Source organism: Pseudomonas fulva NBRC 16637 = DSM 17717 (assembly GCF_000730565.1).
Lineage (GTDB): Bacteria > Pseudomonadota > Gammaproteobacteria > Pseudomonadales > Pseudomonadaceae > Aquipseudomonas > Aquipseudomonas fulva.
The window spans coordinates 95,553-115,069 of sequence record NZ_BBIQ01000015.1; the positions used below are offsets into that span (position 1 = coordinate 95,553).

Here is a 19,517-nt window from a genome sequence, read left to right on the forward strand (position 1 = left end):
TAACGCCCCGAACCAGAGAAATGCCGCCGATGATAGCAGCATCATCGGCGGCACTAGCAGATACGGATCAACAGCCTGGGCCAAAGCTGCCGATGACAGGCCCGGCGGTGCGCCCCTGTGCGACTGCCATGAGCGCTGGCACGTCCACGGCGTCAAGCGCTCAAAGGGTCTGCATCATCTTGCGCACGCCAGCTACATGACGCCGGCTCACGGTCAGGGCATCGCCGTCGAGCCCTCGAAGGTACAGTTGGAAATGCCCCAGAGGTGTACGTTGCAGGCGTTCGATCCGCTCCCGCGCAACCAGCGCATTGCGGTGGATACGCACAAAACGGTCGCCAAATTCATCCTCGAGTGCCTTGAGCGGCTCGTCGAGCAGCACTTCGCCCGTTTCATGGCGCAGGGTCACGTACTTGTGATCGGCGATGAAGTAGATGATCTGAGCGATAGGGATCAGCTCGATGCCCTTGCGGGTTCTGGCACTGATGTGGCTGCGGGGACCACCGCCCTCGTGGCCTGGACGAGTGAGCGCGGCCAGCTGGCTGCGGTTTGGCCGGTCGGCCTTGCGCAGTGCCTCACGAAGCGCCTGCCCGTGCACAGGCTTGGTCACGTAGCTGAGGGGAGTTTCCTTGAAGGCGTCTTCCCCGTACTCGTCATCACCGGTACAGAACACGAGCGCAGGTGGCGCCTCACGCTCGCACAGTCGGGCGGCGACCTGCAGACCATCGAGGCCAGGCATGCCGATATCCAACAGGACAATGTCGGGTTTCAAGCTTTCGATCAGCGCAAGGGCCTCTTCACCATTGGTGGCACTTGGCTCCAGCACGGTATAACCCTCGAGTTCACCGAACATTCGGCTTAGGCGCTCGCGGCCTTGGGGTTCGTCATCAACGATCAGGACATTCATAATTGCGCTGGATTCCTGAGTGAGTCTCGCACGGTTAAAAGCGTAGACAGCTGTGTGAAGCGACGCTGCGTGTCACGCTCTAGACCGGTGCGATAGCCAAAGATTCACTGTGGCTGGCAGATTAGCTGCCCGCCTCTGTCAAACTGTAGACGGTCCATGGAACACTGCCGTTCAATCGGTGAAATCTCCGTGGCCTACATCGCGCTACGCCTTTTCCACCCTCACACTCTGCAGGCGCCCTGCGGCACTGGGCCCAACCCTGTTATCATCGCGGCAATTTTTCGTTCACGCCTGCAATGAGTGAAACCATGAGCACTGACAAGACCAATCAGTCCTGGGGCGGCCGCTTCAGTGAACCCGTAGACGCCTTCGTCGCCCGTTTCACGGCCTCGGTCGATTTCGACAAGCGCCTGTACCGCCACGACATCATGGGCTCCATCGCTCATGCTACCATGCTGGCGCAAGTCGGTGTGCTCAGCGATGCCGAGCGTGACACCATCATCGACGGGCTCAAGACCATCCAGGGCGAAATCGAGGCTGGTGCCTTCGACTGGCGCGTCGACCTGGAAGACGTGCACATGAACATCGAAGCGCGTCTGACCGACCGCATTGGTATCACCGGCAAGAAATTGCACACCGGCCGTAGCCGCAACGACCAGGTCGCAACCGACATTCGCCTGTGGCTGCGCGACGAAATCGACCTGATTCTGGCCGAAATCACCCGCCTGCAAAAAGGGCTGCTGGAACAGGCCGAACGCGAAGCCGAAACCATCATGCCTGGCTTCACACACCTGCAGACGGCCCAGCCCGTCACCTTCGGCCACCACCTGCTGGCCTGGTTCGAAATGCTCAGCCGCGATCATGAACGCCTGGTCGACTGCCGCAAGCGCACCAACCGCATGCCATTGGGCAGCGCTGCGCTGGCCGGCACCACCTACCCGATCGACCGTGAGCTGACCTGCAAGCTGCTGGGCTTCGAAGCCGTGGCAGGCAACTCCCTGGACGGCGTGTCGGACCGTGACTTCGCCATTGAATTCTGCGCCGCCGCCAGTGTGGCGATGATGCACCTCTCGCGCTTCTCCGAAGAACTGGTGCTGTGGACCAGTGCCCAGTTCCAGTTCATCGACCTGCCCGATCGATTCTGCACCGGCAGCTCGATCATGCCGCAGAAAAAGAACCCGGACGTGCCAGAGCTGGTGCGTGGCAAGAGCGGGCGCGTCTTCGGTGCGCTGACCGGACTGCTGACCCTGATGAAAGGCCAGCCGCTGGCCTACAACAAGGACAACCAGGAAGACAAGGAACCGCTGTTCGATGCCGCAGACACGCTGCGCGATTCGCTGCGTGCCTTCGCCGACATGATCCCGGCCATCAAGCCCAAGCATGCCATCATGCGCGAGGCCGCCTTGCGCGGGTTCTCGACCGCAACGGACCTGGCCGACTACCTGGTGCGCCGTGGCCTGCCGTTCCGTGACTGCCACGAAATCGTGGGCCACGCGGTGAAGTACGGGGTCGATAGCGGCAAGGACCTGGCAGAGATGAGCCTGGAAGAGCTGCGTCAGTTCAGTGACCAGATCGAACAGGACGTATTCGCCGTTCTTACGCTGGAAGGCTCGGTAAATGCCCGTGATCACATCGGTGGTACGGCACCGGCACAGGTACGCGCAGCGGTGGCTCGCGGCAAGGCGTTGCTGGCTGCGCGCTAACGGCGCTGAGTGACGGGTTGAGAGCTAACCCTCCCTCGTCGCATGGGCAAAATACTGAGGTTGAAGGGGGCTTTGAAACAAGCCCCCATCTGGCCGGACTCGCCCGCTGTTTCAGCGCTTGTTGCGCATCATTTCAAGGAATGACGGCATTGCCGCTTCCTTGTCTGCCACGATTTTTGCCATGTGGGGGTTCTGCCCCATCTGCTCGAGCAGTGCCTTGGCCTGAGGGAAATCTTCAAGGAAGTCGATGTTGAGCACTTTCTTGCCTACGGCGCATGCCAGGTCGACCGAGAAGCAGAACATCAGGTCGGCCAGGGTCAATTGCTCGCCTGCCACGTAAGGCGCGAAACGCCCGTTGCGCTTGAGCGTGGCGAAACCTGCCAGAAGCTCGGTGCGTGCCTTTTCCTTGACCAATGGTTCCACGGGCATACCGAAGAAGGCTTCGGCATAGCAGGTGCGAGCAGGAAGCTCGATGTACAGCTCGATCTCCTTGACCAGTTCACGCACTTTCGCCTGCGCGTACGGGTCAGCGGGAAGCAGCGCCTTGCCGCCTTGGGTCTGCTCGATGTAGTCGAGGATCACCGTGGTTTCGCTGAGAAAGCCGTGCTCGGTCTGCAGTACCGGCACCTTGCCACGTGGGCTGACTTCCAGCACCTGAGGCGTCTGACCGCTGAAGAACAGGACTTCTTCGAAAGGCACGCCCTTTTCCAACAAGGCCAACTTGACCATGTTGTAGTAGTTGCTGACAGGGAATCCGTGGAGCTTGAGCATGGTTCGACAGCCTCCGGGCCGTATGGGGATGGCAGGGCTGTTATAGCCCGTTCGCCGTCGGCTGACCAGCGTCATGCACCCGGTCGATGACCAGGCATTGCCACCACGGACGTGGCAAACTGTAGCGCCCACCACAGGAGTAATCCCATGAGCGAGCCCACCGATATCGACAATGACGATGAAGCGTTTGCCGAAGCCACGCTGACGCAGGCCATCGAAAACCAGATCGAAAGCGGCGAGCCGGCTGCGGCGAAGGCTACGTTCAACAAGCTGACACTGGTCGGGTATGAGCGCGAGGATATCCTCAACCTGATGGCCCACGTATTGGCCTTCGAGATCGACAACATGCTGGCGCAGGATCGAGCCTTCGATAGCCAGTGGTATGAAAACGCCCTGCGCGCGCTGCCTGAACTGCCTCCTGAGATGGATCAAGGCGAGGACGAATAACACGGCTACACTCCAGATTCAGGCACCCCCCGCGGTGCCGCTATCCTCGTCTGGAAGTCAGGAGTCGCCATGTCCTTTTCACCCGAACTGATCGCTGAACTGGAAGTCCTCGCACTGTTCAACCTCGACAGCAGCCAGGAAGGCATCAAGATTCACAACACCGCATCCCCGACCCTCATCGCCGCCGCGCAGCGGCTGCACGAAAAAGGCCTGACCGATCAACCCGACGGTGGCTACCTGACCAGCCTGGGTCACGATGCGGTCGAAAGTGTTCAGTTGCTGCAGAATATTCTGAGGGCGCCCCAGCCGGCCTGACCTTGTGAGTGCGTGGGGCTGTGCTGCAGCCCCTGCCTTGCAGTGGCCTTGGAAGGCTCATTTACAAGCCATAAGCCCGCCACCTGGGCTGCGCTCGCCTCACCTGACCCTGTTCTCAAGACTTTTTACACAGACCCTATTTTCCCATCAGTGCTCGACGGGTCGCTTCCAACCGCCTCCAAGCGCCAGGAACACGCCAACCTGCCCCATTGCAACCTGGCTGTTCGCAGCCGCCAACTGCGCACGCATGTCGGTATAGGTCCGCGTCGCCTGCAAGTCCGCCAGGAACGACTCCCGCCCAGCCTGATAATACCGGTGCGTCTGGTCGGCCGCCTCCCGAGCTGACTTCTCGGCCTCGGCCAGTGCATCGCGCCGGTCCAGCAATGCGCTGTATTGGGCCAGCCGCGTCTGGGTTTCGCGTATGGCATTGAGCACTACGCCATCGAAATTCGCCAAGGCTGCCTGGGTGGACGCTTCGGCCATGCGAATGCGGGCCCGCGTGCCATCGGTGGGGATACTCCAGCTGACCTGCGGGCCGAAGCCCCAACGGTTGGTCGAAGGCTCGCCCAAATTGTCCAGGATGCCGATGGTCCCGACCTGCGCGCCGATGCTGATCTGTGGATAAAGCGCGCCGGTCGCCACACCGATATTGGCGGTAGCAGCAGCCAGTTGTCGCTCTGCCTGACGCACATCGGGGCGACGTTTGAGCAACGCGGCGCCATCGCCCACTGGCACTAGCTGAGTCAGCTGCGGAAGTTCGGCACAATCGGCAACGCCTGCTGGCAACTTCTGCACGGGGACCGCCAGCAATGCGGCCAGGGTATACAGGCCTGTCTCACGTTCGGCCTTGAATCGCGGCAGCTCGGCGCCCAACGACTTGAACTGGGTTTGCGACCGCGTCACCTGGGTTTCATCGCCACGCCCCGCATCGCGCAGGCGCTGGCTGAGCTTGACGCTTTGCGCCTGTAAATCGAGCGACTCACGGGCAATGTGGTATTCCTCGTTGGCCGAGCATACCTGGGTATAGGCCTTGACCACATCTGCCACCAGCGTGATCCGCGCCGTGTCCGCTGCGGCTTGGACTGCATCGGCACTGGCTTTGGCGGCCTCTGTGCCGCGCTTGAAAGTGCCCCACAGGTCGAACTGGTATGACGCGCTGATGATCGCCTCGCCGATGTTGGCCACAGGCACCTTTTCGGGCTGCAAGAAAGCCTCGCCAGACTCCTGCAGGCGCTGGGCGCCTAGCTTCACTCCACCGTCGAAGCCCCCTTGAGACTCAGCGATGTCGACCTGCGCGCGGGCCTTGGCGATGTTCGCTGCCGCAACGCGCAGTTCGGTATTGGCACTCAAGGCCTGGCGCACCAGCGCGTTCAACCGCGGGTCGTGATACAGCTGCCACCAATCCTCCGGCACCGGTGCCGACACTACGCTGTCGGCATCCTGGCGCAGGGGGCCGTTGAGGTCAGTGCGCTGTATTGCCGCCTCTTTGGGCAGCTCGTAGTCTGGCCCGACCGTCATGCACGCGCCAAGCGACAGGCATAGCCCTGCGAGCATCAGCCGTTTCATGGGTGCTGGCCCTCGACGATCGAGACAGTGGCGGTTCGCCCGGCAATCATGCGGAAATCCTGCGGGACTTCGTCAAAGGCGATCCGCACCGGAATCCGCTGGGCCAGCCGCACCCAGCTGAAGGCAGGGTTGACGTTGGGCAGCAGGTTGGTGCCGCTGCTGCGGTCGCGGTCCTCGATGCCGGCTGCAAAGCTTTCCACATGCCCGCGCAGGCGGGTGTTGTCGCCCATCACACGAATATCCACCACGTCCCCGATGTGAATGCCCCCCAGCTTGGTTTCCTCGAAGTAGCCATCGACGTGATAAGAGGCACTGTCGACCACCGACAGCACCGGTCGCCCCGCGGTTACGAACTCATGGTTGCGCGGCGCGCGATCGTTGAGGTAACCGTCCACGGGACTGCGCACCACCGAGCGATCAAGGTTCAACTGGGCACTGTCGACAGCCACCTGCGCCTCGCTGACCGCCGAGCGGGCGCGCGCTTGGCGCGACTGGCTTTCTTCGAGCTGTTCGGCCGCCACCAGATTGCCCAACTTGCGATTACGGTTCACCTCCCGCGAGGCCTGGGCCAAGGTTTCCTGGCGCTCGCCGAGCGTGGCCTTGGCCTGACGCAGCGCCAGGCTGAAACGGTCCTGGTCGATGGTGAACAGCACATCGCCGCGCTTGACGGTCTGGTTGTCACGCACCTCGACCTTCTGGATCAACCCGGACACGTCCGGGGCGATCTGGATCACATCGGCGCGAATGTGGCCATCGCGCGTCCAGGGTGCGAACAGGTAGTACACAACCATCTGCCAGACGAGTACGGCGGCAAATGTCACTACCAACAGGGTAAGGACCACACGGCCCAGGGTCAGCAAAGGTTTTTTCATGGCAGCATCAGGCTTCGACAGAAATGGTCCACCGCACCGAGCAGCACGGCGTAGAGGGCAACGTTGAACAATGCCCGGTGCCAGACCAGGCGATAGAAGTGCACACGCACCAGTACGGCGTGGACACCCAGAAACAGCAGGTAGGTTCCAATCATCATTACCAGCAGCGTGGGCAGGAATACCCCACTGATATCCAGTTCACCGATCACAGGGGCGCTCCATCCAGGCCAGACGGCAGTTGCAGTTGTTCCGCAGGCTCGAGCATGACCTCGACACCCGGCAGCAGTGCCAGGCGCAGGCCAGCCAGTGCATGCAACAAATGCGGGCGGGCGTCGAGGCGTTCGCAGGGTTCATCGAGACTGAGCGCCAGTCGGGCCCTTTCCATGTTGCGCAAGAGTGCAGGTGGCGCGTGCAGCCGCTCACCGGCGCGCAGGCAGGCCGCGTAATGGGCACCCACTTCAGCGATCACCAGGGTCAGTCGCTCACGGGCAACCTGACCGGCGCGCGGCATGTACGCCAGCAAGTCGAGCAGGTTCAGCCCCACACGCAAGTCCCGTAGCGCCACGCTGCTGTCCTGGCCGGTTTGCGACAGACGCGGCAAATGCTGCATCAAGCGATCGAGCATTTTTACACCCACCTTGCGATGCTCGGCCAAGGTCGCGTACTCGGTCACCTCGACGATGTCGCGCCAGGCGAAACGGGTCATGCGTTTGGCAGCCAGCTCCACACCAAAGGGGCGCATGACCAAGGTCCAGATGAACGCGAAGAGCAGGCCAACCGGGCCGGCGAGGTTGGAATTGAGGAAGGTGAAGAAATCGGCGTCGTAAGCACCCTGGATGCTGATGAAGGTCGAGGTGTTGACGATAGTTAGCAATGTCCCCAGGTAGAAGCGCGGCTGTACCGTCAACGTACCGATGCAGATGAAAGGCACGGCGAAGGCCAGTACCAGCATCGGGAAGTCATGCAGGTTGGGCAGCACGAGGAACAGGTACAGGCTCGAGAAAATGACCGACAGCAGGGTCCAGAAGAAGAAGCGGTAGATCTGTGGGGCCGGGTCGTCCATCGCGGCGAAGAAGCTGCACGACACAGCCGCCAGGATCACCGCACTGGCGCCGTCATTCCAGCCCAGGCCGATCCACAGGCCGCAGGCAACGATGATGGCCAGGACGGTGGAGGTGACCGAGTAGAGCATCAGGCCCCGGTCGAAGAATGGCCGCAAGCGCGCCAGGCGCCAGTGGCGGTAAACGGCGCGCCAGGGTGTGGCGTCATCGGTGCGCAGGGCATGCTGCAAGGTACAGCAGTCCTGCCACAGATCTACCCATTCGGTGAGCCGGTAGAGCGCGTTGGACAGCAACAGCTCGGCACGCTGGTCCAGTGCAGCCGCATCCGGCCGCAGCTCGTCGATCCTTTGGTGCAAGGCTGCCCACTGCTGGACAGAAGGGCTTTCTGCCGTGCCCTTGAGCCATTCACGGGCTGCATCGAGCACAGGCAGGATCTGTTCGAATTGCTGCGCAGCGCGCCCTTGCAAGGCCGTCAATGCGTCGTCCAGCGCATCAATGACCGGCAGTAGGTGAATCATGCGCCCACGCAGCTCACGGGCGTTTTTCAAGGTATGAGGCCCGGTCCCTTCATGGCCGAGCTGGCCGATCATCAACTCCAGTGAGTTGAAGGTCGCCACCATCGCCCCGCGCATACCTCCGACATCGACCGTGCTCTGCTGCCGGACCAGATAGCTGTCGCTATAGCGAATGGCCTCGTTGAACCAGTTACCGGTTGCCCCCACTACCACGGGCGCCAGCCGCCGCGGCCAGAAAATGGCCCCGACCACGGCTGCGCAGACGATCCCCAGGCAAATTTCCTGAGCCCGCGAGGAAGCCACGTCGAACACGGCCAACGGGTTGTCGACCACTGCCAGGGCGATCATCGGCAAGGTGTACCCGGCCAGCATGAACACGTAGTTGTTGGCCGTACGCACGTTCAGAGAAAGGAACAGCAACGTCCCCGTCCACAGGGCCACGGCGATGCTCAGCAGCAGCGGCGACTGCACCAGGGGCGGCACCAACAGCACTGCCCCAGCGGCACCCAGCAAGGTACCCAGGGCGCGGTACAACGCTTTGGAGCTGGTAGGCCCCAGGAAGGGGCTGGAAACGATGTAGACGGTCGCCATGGCCCAGTACGGACGCGGCAACTGCATGAGCAGGGCGATATACAGCGCAATCATCGAGGCGGCGAAGGTGCGCACGCCGTAGAACCAATCGCGAGCCGGCGGTACCGAGCTGAAGAAGCCGTTCATGCGACCCCGCCCGTGCTGCCCAGCCCGGCTGCTTCGAATGCGCGCAGTACACGCAGGGTGGCCTGCAGGTCCTCTGGATCGAGACGACTCAGCACATCACCCCGCACCCTTACCAGCTCCGCCTCGATGGCCTCGGCCAGCGCGCGCCCTTCAACCGTGAGGCTCAGGGCCTTGGCGCGCCTGTCCAGTGGATCCTCGCTACGCAACACCAACCCGGCCTTGCACAGCTGGTCGAGCAAGCGCACCAGGGACGGGCTTTCCAGCCCAGCCGCCTGGGCGACGGCCACCTGGTGCACGCCATCGCCCAGGCGCACGATCATCAGCAGTGGCGCGGCACAGGCTTCGGAAATGCCATAGGCAGTCAGTGCCACGTGGCAGATGCGGCGCCAGTGGCGGGCGGCAACGACCAGGCCGCTGCTGACCTGTAGACGCAGAAGATCAAGGGACATGAAAACCACATATATTCATAGTTTGCTAACTATCAATATACGCCGGGTGCTCCCCCTTCCGTCAACAGGGGGCGACGAAGCGCCTGCATGAAATCTTGTTTACAGTGCAAAGCTCGCAGCTAACTGCACCAACGCTTCAGGGCTGAACCTGGTCTTCCAGCTTCATGGTCAGGGCCAAGGTACTGCCCATCTGCACGGCGCGGTCGCGCCATTGCTGATACCGCTCCTGATCGCGTCGACTGAAGTGCACGGCCAGTTCTTCCGCTGCCTGCACCACACCCGCAGCGGCCGCCAGTTCGAGCCAGTACAACGCCGGCTTGAGCTCCGGTTGCACATGCAGACCGTGAATCAGCCGGTAGCCAACCTCAAAGCGACAGCGTGCCTCACCCTGCTCGGCACCTTGCAGGAACCATCGGTAGGCAAGCTGTGGATCGACTTGCCATTGAATCCGGGCATCACACACTTCTTCTTCGTACAAGTCTCCCAGCGCAGCGGCCGCATGCGACATGCCCCGCTCGAACGCCTGGCGGTAGCATTCGGCGGCCTGGGTGTAGGAACGGTCGACACCTTTGCCGAAGTAGTGCTGCTGCCCCAGGTTGAACCAGGCCACGGCACTGCCCTGCAACGCCGCCATGCGCAGCAGGTGCCCGGCCAGCACGGTATCAGCACGCCAGTACTTGCCATTGAGCCAGATCCAACCAAGGTCGTTCAGCGCCGCGACGTTCCCTTGCAGGGCTTGCAGGCGCAGATCCTGGTAGACCGCTTGCAGGTCACTGGCTTCGTCCAGACGGCTGACCAGCATCGTCCGTTGACTGGGCATGCCGACACCTGCAAACAGCCGCTGGCGTCGGGCAACGGCGGGAGGAACGATCACCTGTGCCGGAAGCAGGCGGGCGAGCAGCGAATGGATATTGCCGACAGCAGACATGTTCATCCTCATTGAACGATGCACAACCTCAACCTTCGGCTGTGATGAGGCGTGATTCTGCGCAACAGGACGTCAAAACCTGTCGCGAACGATTCGGTGGCAGGCAACCAACCGTCACTTACTTGATCTGAGCGGTCCGTGGCCAATTGCCATGCCCCTCGCGTGCCGCCATCCTAGAGCGGCAAGCCTAGACAAGGACGTTACCTTTTGCCGTTCGCCACCACTCGCGCCACCCTCAGCCGTCAGTGGGCGCTGCTGCGCCAGCTACCGGGCCGTTCTCCAGGGCTCACCAGTTCCGAACTGGCTTGTCGGCTACGAGACCTGGGCTTTACCGTCAGCAAGCGCACCGTGGAGCGCGACCTCAATGACCTGTCGCTGATCTTTCCGCTGGAGCGCAATGACAAGAGCATCCCCTACGGGTGGCACTGGGCGGCCGGCGTGGTGAACGAGCTACGCGGCACCACCGATCTGCTGGCACACCTCAAAGGAGAGGCGCTGCAAGCGCCACCGGGCGAAGGCATCGAATTGGTGGCACGCATCAGCGATCCACTGGCGCGCCAGCTCAGGGAGGCCCCACTGAGCAGCGACATGCAGTTGACCGCCCATGACCAAGGGCATCGGCTGCGGGCCACGGTGAGCGATGGGAGCTCGTTGCGCTGGTGGCTATTGAGCCGTGGGGATGAGCTGGTGGTCGAGCAGCCTGCGCAGTTGCGCGAAGAGATCGGCAAGATTCTCAGCAACGCCGCAGCCCAGTATCAAACGCCATGATCAGGGACGCGCTCACTGGCCTTGGCCAATGGCCCGCGTCGGCGCCTGCCTGTTCAGCGCTGCATGCCCCAACGCTTGACCGTCAGGCGCTCCAGCGTGTTGAAGACAATCCCCTCAACCAGCAGCCCGATCAGGATGACCACCGCAAGGCCTGCGAACACCTTGTCGGTATAGAGTTCGTTGCGGTTCTGAAAGATGTACCAACCCAGGCCACCTTTGCCGCTGCTGGCGCCAAAGACCAGTTCCGCGGCGATCAACGTGCGCCAGGCGAACGCCCAGCCGATCTTGAGCCCGGACAGAATCGAGGGCAACGCCGCCGGCACCAGGATGTGCATCACCAGCCGTAGCCCTTTGAGGCCGTAGTTGCGCCCGGCCATGCGCAGGGTGTCGGAAACGCCCTGGAATCCTGCATAGGTATTGAGCGCCAGGGCCCAGAGTACCGAATGCACCAGGACGAAGATCAAGCTGTTTTCGCCTAGCCCGAACCACAGCAATGCCAATGGCAACAGGGCGATGGCAGGCAGGGGGTTGAACATGGAGGTCAAAGTGCCAAGCAAGTCGCGCCCAAGCTGGGTCGAGACAGCCAAGCTGGTGAGACCAAAAGCCAGGATGATGCCCAGCAGGTAGCCCTTGAGCAGGATCACCAGCGACACGCCGACCTTGGCCGGCAACTCTCCACTGACCAGGCCTTCCCAAAACGCGGCAGCGGTCTGGAGGAAGGTCGGTAGCAGCAGGTCGTTGTCCTGGTAACGGGCGACGGCTTCCCACACCACGGCGATGACCACCAGGATGACGGCCTTGCGCAGCCAGCCGTGCTGCCAGAGGCGCTGAGTCAACGACAGGTCGCGTTCCACAGGCACACTGAGCAAGGGCTCTAGCTGCACCTCGTATTCCTGGCGCACAGAGGTTGTGGTCATGGCTCAAACTCCTGATCAGTAGGCAATGCGGATGTCATTGAAACCAATATCGTCGACCTGCGCGGGGCCAGCAGCTTCATCGAACAACAAGCGGTGTATGTGCCGGGCACTGGCCTGGAAATCGCTGCCACCCAGGCTGCCCAAGTCATATTGGTGGCTGTGCACCTCGGCGCGTACCCGGCCGGGGTGAGGTGAGAGCAGCAAGATGCGGTTGCCCACGACCAAGGCCTCCTCGATAGAGTGGGTGACGAACAGCAGGGTGAAGCGCACTTCCTCCCAGAGCAGCAGCAATTCTTCCTGCATCTTGCGCCGGGTAAGTGCATCGAGTGCGGCAAAGGGTTCGTCCATCAGCAATATCTTCGGCTGCGTGGCCAAGGCCCTGGCGATCGCCACGCGCGCCTTCATACCGCCCGACAGCGTATGCGGGTAGGCATCGGCGAAAGCTGCAAGGCCGACTTTATCCAAGTAGTGAAGCGCCCGGTCTTCGGCCTCGGCCCGCTTCAATTGGCCCGATACCAACAGCGGAAACATGACGTTGTGCTTCACCGTCTTCCAAGGTGGCAACTGGTCGAACTCCTGGAACACCACGATTCGGTCCGGCCCCGGGCCGCTGACGGGCTGCCCCTGAAGCAGGATCTGCCCTTCACAGGGTTCGATGAAGCCAGCCACGGCCTTGAGCAAGGTTGACTTGCCGCAACCCGAAGGCCCCAGTAGGACGAAGCGATCTGCCTGATCCACCTCGAAACTGACCTGATGGGTCGCGCGCACCACCCGTCGCCGGGTGCGGTACTCGAGGGTGAGGCCCTGCACGTTCAGCAACGGCGGTGCTGTGGGGTGGATCAAGGTGCTGACCGTGTGGCCTGGCAATGGCGCAGTCATGACTCAGCTCCCCTGCAACGGGCGTTCATCCTGGAAGAAATAATCCTTCCATGACACTGGCTTGTGCTTGATCGCGCCGACCCTGTAGAGGAATTCGGCGAGCTTGTAGGTGTTCTTTGGCGTGACGGTGAATTCGTATCGAGGGTTGTCGATCAGCTTGATGAGGCTTGCGCGGTCGATCTTGGCGTTGGTCACCCGGATGTAGGTATCGGCGGCTGCCGCCTTGTCGTTCTGGGCGAATGTGGCCGCTTCGGCAATGGCATCGACGAAGGCTTTGTACGTCTTGGGGTTGTCCTTGCGGAATTTTTCGGTGGCGAACAGCAGCGTGGGGGAATTCGGTCCGAGCAGGTCGTAGCTGTCGAGCACGATGTGCACGTTCTTGTTGGCCAGTGCCTGGTCCTGGAACGGCGGGTTGGAGAAATGCCCGTTGAGTTCGGTACCGCCTGCCAGCAAGGCGGCCGTAGCATCGGGATGAGGAACAGCCAGGGTGTACTTGTCCAGCCGGTTGTACTGCTGATCTCCCCATTGCTGCGCCGCAGCGTATTGCAGCAGGCGCGACTGCACCGACACCCCCACCGCCGGCACGGCGATGCGGTCCTTTTCGGACAGATCCGCAATGGTCTTCACAGCCGGATTGCTACTGACCAGGTAATACGGGAAGTTGCCCAGCGAAGCCACAGCCTTGACGTTCTGTCGCCCTCGGGTGCGATCCCAGACGGTGAGCAGCGGACCTACGCCAGCGCCTGCGATATCCACGGAGCCGGATAGCAACGCGTCGTTGATGGCCGAGCCACCGGAAAGCTGTGCCCACTCGACGTCGATGTCGATGCCCTGCGCTTTGCCATGCTTTTCGATCAGGTGCTGATCACGCACCACATTGAGCAGCAGGTAGACAATCCCGAACTGTTCGGCGATGCGGATCTTGCCTTCTGCCTGGGCGGCGGTGGGGGCCGTCAGGCTGCCAATGATGAGGCTTGCGCCCAGCCCGATGCTTGCCGCCAGGCGGCTGATGGATTTGCGCATGATGGAATCCTTTTCGTCAGAACGGGGCATCGCCCTGGATGGTGGTGCGGTAGAGCTTGCGCCGCAGGTGCGCAGGGCAACCGGCAGCCAGGTGGATCAGAGAGCGGTTGTCCCAGAACACCAGGTCGTGGGGCTCCCATTGATGGCGATAGACGTTGTCATCCTGCACGCTCAAGGCATACAGCTGCTGCAGGACATCCCGGCTTTCGTCTTCCGGCAGGCCGACGATGCGGGTGGTGAAACCTTCACTGACGAACAAGGCCTGACGCCCGGTCTCAGGGTGGGTGCGCACGACGGGGTGGACCACTTCCTGCACCTGGGCCAGTTGCTCGGCTGTCAGTGCAGGGCGCCAATTACCTTCGAATCGGGTTTCGGCATAGCGGGCGGTGTAGGAATGAGCGGCATTGCGCCCGGCTACCAGCGTGCGCAGCGCAGCGGGTACTGCGTCCCAGGCCTTGTGCATGTCGGCGAACAACGTGTCCCCGCCTTCGTCAGGGAGTTCCTGGGCGTGTAGCATCGAGCCCAAGCTGGGCAGTGCCTTATAGGAAAGGTCCGAGTGCCAGAATTTGCCAGCATCGCCCAGGCCGATGTTTTGGCCGTTCTCGATGATGTTGGAAACAATCAGGATTTCAGGATGCCCCTCAAGCAGGAACTGCTTGAGCACATGAATCTGCAGTTCGCCAAAACGGCGGCTGAAGGCGATCTGGTGCTCAGGCGTGATGCGCTGATCGCGAAAAACCAGCACATGATGATCGAGGTGGGCACGGTGAATCCGCGCGAAGTCCTGAGCATTGAGCGGCCTGGAAAGGTCGAGGCCGACGATTTCGGCGCCGACGGCGCCGGCGAACGGGTGGACATCAAAATGTTGTGACGGCGCGCTATCGATGAGCGACAGGGCGTTCAAGGCGGCTGGCATGTTTCACTCCCACGCAGTGCGCGACTTCATGACGCGCGACGATCGGAAACGCACGGGGACTCCCGTGTGGGTTCGAGTCGTGCGGCGCATCGATTGGTCGACGGGTACGCAGTGGAGTGAACTATAAGGTCATAAGAACTATATTTTAAATACCTTTAAAGCATAACCATAGTTCGGTCGGTGCCTGAGCTCGGCGTCAGATCAGGCCACCCTCTTCTTCTTCCTCTATCAGGTTATTGAGGCTGCTCAGCGCTTTGCGCGCTGTCGAACGGTTCAGGAGTTTGGCCTGGGCGCCCGGTGGCAGGTCAGTGATCTTGAACACGCCTTTGGCGGTCAGGACATCGATCAAGTCTTCAAGCACCCGGATCATGTCCAAGTCGCTTTGCTTGAGCTGATTGAGGCTATTTTCCACGACGTCATCGGCAAACCATTCCTGAATGTCGGCATGGTCGGCCGGAAGCATTTCGGTAAATTCGTCGAACGCAGCAGCTTCCACTCGCTGCAACTGGCCAGCGGCGTCGCGTTGCACGTAGAACATGGCGATGTCCCTCGTCACATGGATTCCTTCAGGGTAGACAGCAGCATAGGCAAAAAGCGCCGCACGCGTGGGTGCGGCGCGAAAGTATGCGCTGTGGGAGTGCGTGGCGGAAGGCCTGCCCAGGCAGTTGCGCCAGGTCAAGGCACACCGGGACAACCTGTTACGGTTGCCCCGGTCATGGACCGTCAGCTGTCTTTGTTGTGGATGATGATGGTCGGGTCGGCACCGCTGATCAACGAGTTGATCGTCTGGTTGGACCAGTTCACACCTTCCAGCTTGATGGTGACGTCAGCATTGGCCAGCCCGCCATCGGTGTTGAGCTTGCCTTCGCTGCTGACCTGCAACGTCGTGGTGCCCTCCACCGTCGACAGCTTGAGGTAGTTGTCGATGGTGCTGCCTTTCTCGCCTTGCAACAGGTCCTTGAGGTCGATGCGGTCACCTTCGGAGCGGTTGAAGTCCTTGATGACGTCATTGCCATAATCGCCGGCCTTCCAGACGAAGGTATCGGCACCGCTGCCGCCGATCAGGATGTCGTTACCCGGACCGCCGATGAGGGTGTCGTTGCCTGAGCCACCCAACAGGATGTCATTGCCTTTGCCGCCATCGAGGATGTCGTTGCCGCCCTGACCGAACAGGATGTCGTTGCCGTTGCCGCCCGAGAGGATGTCGTTGCCGCCGTTAGGCCCGGAGATATCGAACTCGGTGTAGTGCTCGGAGATGTACTGGTGCATCGCCTTGCTGTCCACCGCGCTGGCATCGACACCGGTTTTCATCGCCACATAATTCTGCAGCGCTTCGATACCGTTACCCGCTACCGACGGCATGGTGATCACGTCGCCGAACAGGATGTCGTTGCCGTCGCCACCATTGACGGTGTCACTACCAGGCTGGATGGCCTCGGTGTGACCCAGGATGGCGTTTGCCAGGTTGGAGGCATCGATGTTGCTCTGCGGATTGCCATCGGAGTCGTACGGCTTGAGGTCATTGGTGTTGACGCCGCTGCCGATGCCGATCGCCTCGATGGTAGGCGACAACCCTTTGAGCAACGCGAACGCGCTCTGGGAGTTGGTAATCGTGTCGGCATCGGCGTAGCTGCCCTGACCTGCCAGGCTAGACAGCTCATAGGTGCCGTCGCCTTGGGCGTGCAGTGTGCCTGCCAACGTCTGGGTCGAGCTCCAGAATCCGTACCGGGTAACCGTCAGGTTCCCCGCGCTGTCGATGTTCAGGACGTTGCTGCTGTCCAGGTAGACGTTCACGGTCTGGCCGAGCTTGTAGTTAATCGACGACAGATACGCATCCATCATGATGCCCTTGCTGCTGAGCAGCGTCGGGTTAACACGCTCACCGGTCTGGTAATACGTTGGCTCGCCGTCGGTGATGAAGAACGTCTGATTGTTGCCGGTAACGCCGGAATCCTTGAGGTTCTGGAACCAGTTGGCCGTCGTCTTGAAGGCGTCCTCGTAGTTGGTGCCACCTTTGGCCGTCATGGCCGTCAGGGCATTCTTCAGCGTCTGCAGGGCATTGCTGTCGGACAGGTTCACCGCCACGGTGGATTTCACCTGGGTAGCGAAGTCCACCAGCAACACGTTGACCGTGCCGGACGTTGCCCCTTTGACGCTGTTGGACAGCGTGGTGAAGACCGACTGCAGTGCTTTCTGCGCAGGGTCCACGGAGTCCTTCATGCTGCCCGAGGTGTCCACGATGAACGCCAGGTTGTAGTTCTGACCTGGGACCACATGCAGGCCGCTGATGTCGGCGACGATGATCTCGTTGGCGCCCGTTCCGGTGAACGTGTCGCTGTCGGCCGTGAGGTTGGTTGCCGAGTAGGTATCGGGGTACACCGTGACCTTGATCGTACCTTCGTTGACTGCCTTGCTGCCGCCCACGCTCTCCGTGGAGGTCGAGGTGACCTTCACGTCGAACTGGCCCTGGTAGTAGGCCGGTGGCTTGACGGTCAGGCTGCCCAACTTCCAACCGGTCACATCGACGCCGCTGGCGCCGACGGTAGCGGTATGGCCAGCGCCGTCACTGACCACCGACCCTGCCGGCATGCCGGACAGCTTGACGTTCAGCGTCTCGGAACCATCGGTATCGGTCAGGGCGGTCGAAATACCGACCAGTTTCACCGTACCGTTCTCTGGGCCTTCGTTGAGCTTGTAGCCATCGTAGTAGGTTTGACCATTGACCGTGTGCGCGTCGGACACGCTCAGGCCAGCGTTGGCCATCTCGGTCACGTTCTGGTACATGCGAATGTTCGCGCTGCTCAGATCCGTCACGCCGCCAGAGCCCACCTGAATGTTCAGGTCATAACTGCCCGGGCCGGACTGGTTGGCGTGGTAAACCTCGATCGGGTAGTAGCCGGTCGCCGTAGGCGTGAACGACCCCGTCACCTGGCCGCCGCCACCCCACGTGGCCGTGACCACGGTCTTGCCACCGATATTGACCAGGAAGCTGTCGTCGGCAGTACCACTGAAGGTGTAGGTCTTGCCTGCTTCCAGGTAGATCAGGCCGGAGGTCTTCGAACCGCTGCCCCCATTCACGCTGCCGTCGGACTGGACGTTGGTGGTAGTGCCGCTGGAGGTGGCGCTGCCGGAGTTGGCAAAGACCGTCTTGAGTGCATCACCGGTGATGCCATTGCCGTTGGTGCCCAGGTCCTTCAGGGTGGTCCACACTTCCTTGGTCAGGCCTTTGGACACCACATCGGCACTGCCGATGGCCAGGGTCGGCATGTCGGCCACCGGGCTGATATCGACCTTCATGGTCGTCTCGGTGCCCAGGTTGGTCCCGTCGTTGGGCTTGTACTTGAACTGCGCGTAGTCGGCCTGTTGGTTGCCCACGCCGGTGCCACCGTAGCCGTCAGCGCCAGACTGGTTTAGCAGCGGCACGAACTTCAGCTTGCTGGCGGCGATATCGGCCTGGCTGATCACCTGGCCGACGGTAACGTTGGTCCAGCTGCTGCCGTTGAAGTACTTGAGGCTGCCTGCAGCCGGCAGCGAGGTGATGGTCACGGCCAGACCGGTGTTGCCATCCGGGTCGGTGACCTTGAAGTCCCCCCAGGCGAATACGTAGTCGGTGTCTTCCACGCCATACACGGCACCGCCTGGGGAAACCGGCAGGTTGTCGTTGTCGAGGATGGCGGTGGTGACGCTGCCTTTGCTGCCGTTTACCTGCAAGTTCTCGAAGTTGCCACCGGTGGCGTTTTCGATCTTGACCGTGAAGTTCTCGGTGCCTTCGACCAATTTGTCGTCGATCGTCGGCACATCGAAGGTCACGCCGGAGCTGTTGGCCGGAATCTTCACGGTAGTGACACCCGTGAAGTCCTCACCGTTCTTGGCCGTGCCCGAGTAGCTGAGGGTGACGGTCACTTCGGACTGGGATGGATTGCTCAACGTCAGGGTGTAATGCGCCGTCTCGCCTTCGGTCAGCGAAGTGGTGCCACTGATGCCTACGGTGGTCACGTCACCCTGGCCACTCGGCTCGTCGGTCACGGTAGTGGTTACGGCAGTCTTGCTGCCCACCAGGCTTTCGAACTGCTTGTCACCAGCAACGCTGATGTCGGTGATCGCCTTGGTGATCGCAGGCTGCCCACCGACGTACACGTCGTCCGGCGCATTGATGCTGACCGTACCGCTGGCAGAACCCGCCGCGATGAACACTTGCGTGCCACCGGTCAGGGTCACGGTCACACCGCCGTGGCCTGTCACAGGCAGGCTGGTGTCTTCACTGACCAGCGTCACGGTGTAGGTGATCTTGCCACCCTCGACGACGGTGGTGTTATCCACAGCCAGCACAGCAGTCACCTTGCTGATGGTGTCGGTGATGTTGACCGAGGCAGGCGCGCCCAGCACCAGGTTCTCGAACTTGGCGTTCGGCACTTCGGCTTTGGCGATGCCGATCTCCAGCTTGCCCTCGTCCTTGAACACGTCATCGCCCTGAGCTGGCGCGACATAGGACTTGCTGGTCTCCCCGGCCTTGAACACAACGGTGGCGTTGTTGCTCAGGGTGACGGTGAGGTCCTTGTCCAACACGCGGTTCAAGGTCAGGGTGAACAGAGGCGGCGTGGCTTCATTGACCGAGGTTTGGTTGGCCACGATGTTGACCAGTACCAGGTCACCCTGGCCGGCCGGCTCATCGGTCACCGCCGTGGTGACGGTGGTCTTGCTCGCCACCAGGTTTTCGAACTGCTTGTCACCGGCCACGGTGATGTCCGTAATGGCCTTGGTGATCG

Annotated in this window: 18 protein-coding genes; 4 read left to right on the plus strand and 14 right to left on the minus strand. The window is 61.6% G+C overall.

What is annotated here, in order from left to right:
- Nucleotides 1-160: 160 nt before the first annotated feature.
- Nucleotides 161-904 (minus strand): LytR/AlgR family response regulator transcription factor, encoded by a 744-nt coding sequence (locus PFU01S_RS15685; RefSeq protein ID WP_027914171.1) that lies wholly within the window; start codon nucleotides 902-904, stop codon nucleotides 161-163.
- A 308-nt stretch (nucleotides 905-1,212) separates the two neighbouring features.
- Here PFU01S_RS15685 and argH point away from each other — a divergent pair, with 308 nt between their 5' ends.
- Entirely contained in the window at nucleotides 1,213-2,607 is a 1,395-nt protein-coding gene (gene argH, locus PFU01S_RS15690; protein WP_027914172.1) for an argininosuccinate lyase, read from the plus strand.
- A 111-nt stretch (nucleotides 2,608-2,718) separates the two neighbouring features.
- Here the strand turns inward: argH and PFU01S_RS15695 are convergent, their stop codons facing one another.
- Nucleotides 2,719-3,378, minus strand: a complete 660-nt coding sequence (locus PFU01S_RS15695) for a glutathione S-transferase (protein ID WP_027914173.1) — start codon at nucleotides 3,376-3,378, stop codon at nucleotides 2,719-2,721.
- A gap of 147 nt (nucleotides 3,379-3,525) precedes the next feature.
- Here PFU01S_RS15695 and PFU01S_RS15700 point away from each other — a divergent pair, with 147 nt between their 5' ends.
- On the plus strand, nucleotides 3,526-3,825 hold the full coding sequence (locus tag PFU01S_RS15700; protein WP_023535746.1) for a hypothetical protein: 300 nt from the start codon (nucleotides 3,526-3,528) through the stop codon (nucleotides 3,823-3,825).
- A gap of 69 nt (nucleotides 3,826-3,894) precedes the next feature.
- Nucleotides 3,895-4,140 carry a TIGR02647 family protein gene (locus PFU01S_RS15705; protein WP_023535777.1) on the plus strand — a complete coding sequence of 82 codons (246 nt, stop codon included), beginning with the start codon at nucleotides 3,895-3,897 and terminating at the stop codon, nucleotides 4,138-4,140.
- Between the two features lie 147 nt (nucleotides 4,141-4,287).
- On the opposite strand, the gene PFU01S_RS15710 is transcribed toward PFU01S_RS15705, so the two are convergent.
- From PFU01S_RS15710 to PFU01S_RS15735, 6 genes are all read right to left on the minus strand, one after another.
- Nucleotides 4,288-5,706, minus strand: a complete 1,419-nt coding sequence (locus PFU01S_RS15710) for an efflux transporter outer membrane subunit (protein WP_027914174.1) — start codon at nucleotides 5,704-5,706, stop codon at nucleotides 4,288-4,290.
- The gene (locus PFU01S_RS15715) at nucleotides 5,703-6,578 is read right to left on the minus strand and encodes an efflux RND transporter periplasmic adaptor subunit (protein WP_027914175.1); all 876 of its coding nucleotides are present in this window, start codon (nucleotides 6,576-6,578) and stop codon (nucleotides 5,703-5,705) included. Before PFU01S_RS15715 ends, PFU01S_RS15710 begins: the two co-directional genes overlap by 4 nt.
- On the minus strand, nucleotides 6,575-6,787 hold the full coding sequence (locus PFU01S_RS15720; protein ID WP_023535833.1) for a DUF1656 domain-containing protein: 213 nt from the start codon (nucleotides 6,785-6,787) through the stop codon (nucleotides 6,575-6,577). Before PFU01S_RS15720 ends, PFU01S_RS15715 begins: the two co-directional genes overlap by 4 nt.
- The gene (locus PFU01S_RS15725; RefSeq protein WP_027914176.1) at nucleotides 6,784-8,871 is read right to left on the minus strand and encodes an FUSC family protein; all 2,088 of its coding nucleotides are present in this window, start codon (nucleotides 8,869-8,871) and stop codon (nucleotides 6,784-6,786) included. The genes PFU01S_RS15720 and PFU01S_RS15725 overlap by 4 nt, the downstream gene beginning before the upstream one ends.
- Nucleotides 8,868-9,320, minus strand: a complete 453-nt coding sequence (locus PFU01S_RS15730; protein ID WP_023535787.1) for a MarR family winged helix-turn-helix transcriptional regulator — start codon at nucleotides 9,318-9,320, stop codon at nucleotides 8,868-8,870. The genes PFU01S_RS15725 and PFU01S_RS15730 overlap by 4 nt, the downstream gene beginning before the upstream one ends.
- 136 nt (nucleotides 9,321-9,456) lie before the next feature.
- Nucleotides 9,457-10,248, minus strand: a complete 792-nt coding sequence (locus PFU01S_RS15735) for a tetratricopeptide repeat protein (RefSeq protein WP_027914178.1) — start codon at nucleotides 10,246-10,248, stop codon at nucleotides 9,457-9,459.
- Between the two features lie 207 nt (nucleotides 10,249-10,455).
- Between PFU01S_RS15735 and PFU01S_RS15740 the strand changes: the two genes are divergently transcribed.
- On the plus strand, nucleotides 10,456-11,016 hold the full coding sequence (locus PFU01S_RS15740) for a WYL domain-containing transcriptional regulator (protein WP_027914179.1): 561 nt from the start codon (nucleotides 10,456-10,458) through the stop codon (nucleotides 11,014-11,016).
- A gap of 53 nt (nucleotides 11,017-11,069) precedes the next feature.
- Here the strand turns inward: PFU01S_RS15740 and PFU01S_RS15745 are convergent, their stop codons facing one another.
- The 6 genes from PFU01S_RS15745 to PFU01S_RS15770 all read right to left on the minus strand — a co-directional run.
- Entirely contained in the window at nucleotides 11,070-11,933 is an 864-nt protein-coding gene (locus PFU01S_RS15745; protein ID WP_028688207.1) for an ABC transporter permease, read from the minus strand.
- A gap of 15 nt (nucleotides 11,934-11,948) precedes the next feature.
- Nucleotides 11,949-12,812: an ABC transporter ATP-binding protein gene (locus PFU01S_RS15750; protein ID WP_028688208.1), complete on the minus strand. Its 864-nt coding sequence runs from the start codon at nucleotides 12,810-12,812 to the stop codon at nucleotides 11,949-11,951.
- A gap of 3 nt (nucleotides 12,813-12,815) precedes the next feature.
- Nucleotides 12,816-13,835 (minus strand): ABC transporter substrate-binding protein, encoded by a 1,020-nt coding sequence (locus tag PFU01S_RS15755; RefSeq protein ID WP_028688209.1) that lies wholly within the window; start codon nucleotides 13,833-13,835, stop codon nucleotides 12,816-12,818.
- A 16-nt stretch (nucleotides 13,836-13,851) separates the two neighbouring features.
- A complete protein-coding gene (locus tag PFU01S_RS15760; protein WP_033737322.1) occupies nucleotides 13,852-14,751 on the minus strand; it encodes a TauD/TfdA dioxygenase family protein in 900 nt (299 codons plus the stop codon).
- A 196-nt stretch (nucleotides 14,752-14,947) separates the two neighbouring features.
- On the minus strand, nucleotides 14,948-15,289 hold the full coding sequence (locus PFU01S_RS15765; RefSeq protein ID WP_023535786.1) for a hypothetical protein: 342 nt from the start codon (nucleotides 15,287-15,289) through the stop codon (nucleotides 14,948-14,950).
- Between the two features lie 185 nt (nucleotides 15,290-15,474).
- On the minus strand, nucleotides 15,475-19,517 hold a 4,043-nt coding region (locus PFU01S_RS15770; protein WP_042139660.1), incomplete at its 5' end, for an immunoglobulin-like domain-containing protein.